Source organism: Cephaloticoccus primus (assembly GCF_001580015.1).
Classification (GTDB): domain Bacteria; phylum Verrucomicrobiota; class Verrucomicrobiia; order Opitutales; family Opitutaceae; genus Cephaloticoccus; species Cephaloticoccus primus.
The window spans coordinates 1-5,132 of record NZ_LSZQ01000001.1 but is presented as its reverse complement, the minus strand read 5'-3'; the positions used below and the strand labels follow the sequence as shown (position 1 = coordinate 5,132).

4 protein-coding genes are annotated in these 5,132 nt (G+C 66.3%); all 4 read left to right on the top strand.

Annotated elements, in window-relative coordinates:
- Positions 1–540 precede the first annotated feature (540 nt).
- Entirely contained in the window at positions 541–1,536 is a 996-nt protein-coding gene (locus AXK11_RS00020) for a sulfate ABC transporter substrate-binding protein (protein ID WP_068628098.1), read from the top strand.
- Between the two features lie 360 nt (positions 1,537–1,896).
- Positions 1,897–2,745, top strand: a complete 849-nt coding sequence (gene cysT / locus AXK11_RS00015) for a sulfate ABC transporter permease subunit CysT (protein WP_068628097.1) — start codon at positions 1,897–1,899, stop codon at positions 2,743–2,745.
- 90 nt (positions 2,746–2,835) lie between these two features.
- The gene (cysW, locus tag AXK11_RS00010) at positions 2,836–3,723 is read left to right on the top strand and encodes a sulfate ABC transporter permease subunit CysW (protein ID WP_068628094.1); all 888 of its coding nucleotides are present in this window, start codon (positions 2,836–2,838) and stop codon (positions 3,721–3,723) included.
- A 182-nt stretch (positions 3,724–3,905) separates the two neighbouring features.
- Positions 3,906–4,997, top strand: a complete 1,092-nt coding sequence (locus AXK11_RS00005; protein ID WP_068628093.1) for a sulfate/molybdate ABC transporter ATP-binding protein — start codon at positions 3,906–3,908, stop codon at positions 4,995–4,997.
- Positions 4,998–5,132: the final 135 nt, after the last annotated feature.

Here is a 5,132-nt window from a genome sequence, read left to right as displayed (position 1 = left end):
CTTGCGGGTTGTGCGGAACGCACAACCCGCAAGCCGCACAGTAAATGGCAGGGGACACCGTCCCCCGCCGCCCGCGTAGGGCTGCCCTCCCGCGCCACGCGTAGTGGAAAACGATATGACATAGATTTGGGTTGCCCAAGGGGATTGGGGTTCTAGGGTGCGCGGCGTGTCTATACTGCACTACATTAGTAATGAATTAATATCGCTGTGCGCCGCGCGCCCGCTTCGGGCGGCTGAGCGGCGCTCCTCCGGGGCGGTGGCCCGGGCGAAGCGGGCCGGGGCGCGATGTTGGAGGCGCGGCCTCTTTTAGGTCGCGGTTCACTTTTGTTTACGCGCGGGGCGGCGGCAGCGACTGCTGCCCCGACCCAAGGAAATTGGAGGGATGCGCTTTGGCGCGCTAGTCCTTCGAGGTTTGGCCCAAAAAAAGGGGCTGTGCCTCCTGCGCCCGGGCTGGTCGAATGAATGAACGGCCGCCTGAGCTTCCCCGTCCCCCTCCGTTTCACCCCACAAATCAAAGAAAACTCTCCATCCAGTCAGCTCATGAAATTTCGTATTTTTGCTACACTCGTCGCGCTCAGCGCGGCGACTCTCGCACCGGCCAAAAACGTCCGGCTGCTCAACGTATCCTACGACCCGACGCGCGAGCTCTACGTCGAGTTTAACAAGGCCTTCGCCGCGCACTGGAAGGCGAAGACTGGCGATACCGTCACGGTGCAGCAGTCGCACGGCGGTTCGTCGAAGCAGGCGCGCTCGGTGATCGACGGGCTCTCGGCGGACGTCGTCACGCTGGCGCTCTCGGCCGACATCGATGCGATTGCCGAGCGCACGGGGCGCATCCCTGCGGATTGGCAGGAGCGGCTTCCGGCGAGCAGTACGCCCTACACCTCGACGATTGTGTTTCTGGTGCGAAAGGGAAATCCGCTCGGGGTCAAGGACTGGGACGACTTGGTAAAACCCGGAGTCTCGGTCATCACCGCCAACCCGAAAACGAGCGGCGCGGCGCGCTGGAGCTACCTCGCGGCCTGGGCTTACGCGAAGCACCGCTACGGCGGCGATGAGGCGGCGCGCGACTTCGTGACCAAGCTCTACAAAAACGTGCCCGTGCTCGATAGCGGTGCGCGCGGTTCGACGATCACCTTTACCCAGCGCGGGATCGGCGACGTGTTTTTGTCGTGGGAAAACGAGGCGTTTCTCGCGCTCAAGGAGCGCGGCGAGGGCGAGTTTGAGATCGTCGTCCCGTCGATCAGCGTGCTCGCGCAGCCGCCCGTCGCGCTGGTCGAGGGCAACGCGAAGCGAAAGAAGACTCTGGAGGTCGCCCAAGCCTACCTCGAATACCTGTACTCGCCCGAAGGCCAGCGGATCGCCGCCAAGAACTACTACCGCCCGCTCTACCCGGAGTTTGCCGATGGGGCAGATACGGCGCGCTTCCCCGACTTGAAGCGCGTGACGGTGGACGAGGAGTTTGGCGGCTGGACGAACGCGCAGAAAACGCACTTCGCCGATGGCGGCATCTTTGACCAGATCTATGCCCCCTAATGGGCGTCGCAGGTTCTTTTATCTGGCGGAGTCTTCGACTCCTTCATCTGGCACGCGGCTCGCCCCCCCGCCTGGCCGCGTGTCCCGGCCCCACCCGATTTGGGTGGACCGACGGGCTGCCAACGAGCAGCCCGCCAGATAAGTCGGTCGAAGACCGCGCCAAAGAAATGGGGCGAAGACTGTGCTGGATAAAAAGGGTCGAAGCCGCCGCGCGAGCGGCGGTAGCCTGAGCCCCTCCCGCCTCTTCCGGCTTCCCAGCTTCCCCGATTTCTGCCCCCCTCCCGAGCCTCCCGCTTTTCTCTCCTCCCTCCCGCGCCTCCCTCCTTTTCCTACGCAATTCGCCGTCTGATTTGTCTGATTATGAGTACCGCAGCGCCCGCTATCACTACGCGCCGGATCATCCCGGGCTTTGGGCTTACGCTGGGCTTTGCGCTGGCGTACCTCGGGCTGGTCGTGCTGATCCCGCTTTCGGCGACGTTTATCCGCTCGATGGATCTGAGTGCGGCGGATTGGTGGGCAGCGGTGAGCTCGCCGCGCGTGGTGGCCTCGTACCGGCTGACCTTTGGCGTGTCGCTGCTCGCGGCGGCGGCCAACGTGGTGTTTGGCGTCGTGGCGGCCTGGGTGCTGGTGCGCTATTCGTTCCCCGGGCGGCGGCTGGTCGATGCGCTGGTGGATTTGCCGTTTGCGCTGCCGACGGCCGTCGCGGGGATCGCACTCACCGCGCTTTATGCGCCCAACGGCTGGCTCGGCGCCCCGCTCGCCAAGATCGGCGCGGAGGGGATCAAGGTCGCCTACACGGCGACGGGAGTCTGGGTGGCGCTCACCTTTATCGGGCTGCCGTTTGTGATCCGCACGGTGCAGCCGGTACTGGAGGAGCTGGAGCCGGAGCTGGAGGAGGCGGCGGCGAGCCTCGGCGCCTCGCGGCTGCAAACGCTGTGGCGCGTGGTGCTGCCCGCGCTGCGCCCGTCGATTCTCACGGGCTTCGCCCTGGCCTTTGCGCGCGCGGTGGGCGAGTACGGCTCGGTGGTCTTTATCGCCGGAAACATGCCGATGAAGACCGAGATCACGCCGCTGCTGATCATCACCAAGCTGGAGCAATACGACTACGCGGGCGCGACCGCGCTGGCGGTGGCCATGCTGCTGGTGTCCTTCGCGCTGCTGCTGCTCATCAACTGCCTGCAACTGTGGTCGCGCCGACAGGGCCGCTGAGCGCGCGCCCTCCCGCCCTCCCGCCTGCCGCCGACTCTTCCTACGCCGCTACCCACCTGCTTCCGCCGCACAAATAAACCCTAACCGAACATGGCTGCTGCTCCTGCTTCCCGTATCCGCTCCGTACCGGCGCCGACCCCGCCCGTGCGTCCGGCCTTGGGCGACCCGCGCTGGCTGCGCGCCCTGCTGCTCACGCTGACCTTTGGGTTCATCGGCCTGTTTCTGGTGCTGCCGTTGGTGGTGGTATTTGGCGAAGCCTTTGCCGATGGCGTGAGCGCGTACTTCGCGAGCTTCGCCGATCCGGACGCGCTTGCCGCGATCAAGCTTACGCTCACTGCGGCGGGGATCGCCGTGCCGCTCAACCTCGTGTTTGGCGTGGCGACAGCATGGGCGGTCACGAAGTTCGAGTTTCGCGGCAAAAGCCTGCTGATCACCTTCATCGACCTGCCCTTTGCGATTTCGCCGGTGATTGCGGGGCTGATCTACGTGCTGATGTTTGGGCTCCACGGGTGGATCGGCCCGTGGCTCGACGCGCACGACATCCAGATCATCTTCGCGGTGCCGGGGATCGTGCTGGCGACGATTTTTGTGACGGTGCCCTTCGTCGCGCGGGAGCTTATCCCGCTCATGCAAGCGCAGGGCACGGATGAGGAGCTCGCGGCACTTACGCTCGGCGCTAGCGGCTGGCAAATCTTCCGCCGCGTCACGCTGCCCAACATCCGCTGGGGGCTGCTCTACGGCGTGATCCTGTGCAACGCGCGCGCGATGGGCGAGTTTGGCGCGGTGTCCGTCGTCTCCGGCCACATCCGCGGGGTGACCAATACGATGCCGCTGCACGTGGAAATCCTCTACAACGAATACAACCTCCAGGCCTCCTTTGCGGTGGCCTCGCTGCTGACGCTGCTGGCGCTGCTCTCCCTGCTGCTCAAGAGCCTCGTCGAGTGGCAACACGCGCGCAGCAGCCGCGCCGCCCATTAATGCGCACACCCAACTCCCCACCCTCTCTTTCGCTCGCCCTCTGCCCGCACGTACGCAGGCGCCGCCGCGCCCGCTCCGCCAGCGCGATTGCCGCGTACCCCGCATAGCCTACGGGCCGCTAACGCGCGGCTCGCCAGAAAAACGGGTCGAAGACCCCGCTCCCGAAAAACACCTTCCGCCTCATGAGTATCGAAGTCTCCCACCTGCGCAAAACCTTCGGCGCCTACACCGCGCTCGACGACGTCTCGCTCTCCGTAAAGCCGGGCCAGCTCACCGCGCTGCTCGGGCCCTCGGGCTCGGGAAAGACCACACTGCTGCGGATCATCGCCGGGCTGGACTTTGCCGATGCGGGCAGCGGCGCGGTGCGGCTCGACGGCGAGGACGTGAGCGCGCTCGGCCCCGGCCAGCGCGGGATCGGCTTTGTGTTTCAGCACTACGCGCTGTTCCGGCACCTGACGGTTTTCGAAAACATCGCCTTCGGGCTCACGGTGCGCGGCAGGCGCGAGCGGCCCTCGCGCGCCGAGATCGCCGAGCGCGTTAACCGGCTGCTGAGCCTCGTGCAGCTCGACGGGCTGGGCCAGCGGCTGCCCACGCAGCTCTCCGGCGGCCAGCGCCAGCGCGTGGCACTGGCGCGCGCACTCGCCATCGAGCCCAAGGTGCTGCTGCTCGACGAGCCCTTCGGCGCGCTCGACGCCAAGGTGCGCAAGGAGCTGCGCCGCTGGCTGCGCCAGTTTCACGAAGAGGTTAACTTGACCACACTCTTCGTGACGCACGACCAGGAGGAAGCGCTGGAAATCGCCGACGAGGTCGTCGTCATGAACAATGCGCGGATCGAGCAGGTGGGCGCGCCGCAAGAGGTCTACGACCATCCGGCCTCGCCCTTCGTAATCGAGTTTCTGGGCAACGTAAACCAGCTCACGGCGGCCTCGGCCCAGGCCGCGCGCGCGGCGAGCGCCTCAAGGGCGGCCAGCCTCGGCGAGGCCGACATGCTCTACGTGCGGCCACACGACGTGGATATCCGCCGCGAGAAGACCAGCACCCACGCGCTCCCGGTGAAGGTGCTGCACGTCTTTGCAGCGGGAAACACCGGCCGCGTCTCGCTGCGCCGACTCGACACCGGCGAGGCCTTCGATGCCGAGCTCTCCCGCGTGCGCCTGGCCGAGCTCGCCTTGCGCCAGGGCGACTCCGTGTGGGTGATCTTCCGCCACGTGCGCCTCTTCCCCAAAGGCCAGTTCTACGAGACCGACGTCACCGAAGAAGCCGGCGAAACCTGACGGCGAGGGGCACCTCGTGACCTGACGAGCCGCCAACGAGCGGCTCGCAAGATGACAGGGTCGAAGACCCCTGCGCGGGGGGCGGCAGGCGGTGCCTGCACCCGTTGACTGTGCGGTTTGCTCGGCGGGCGTACC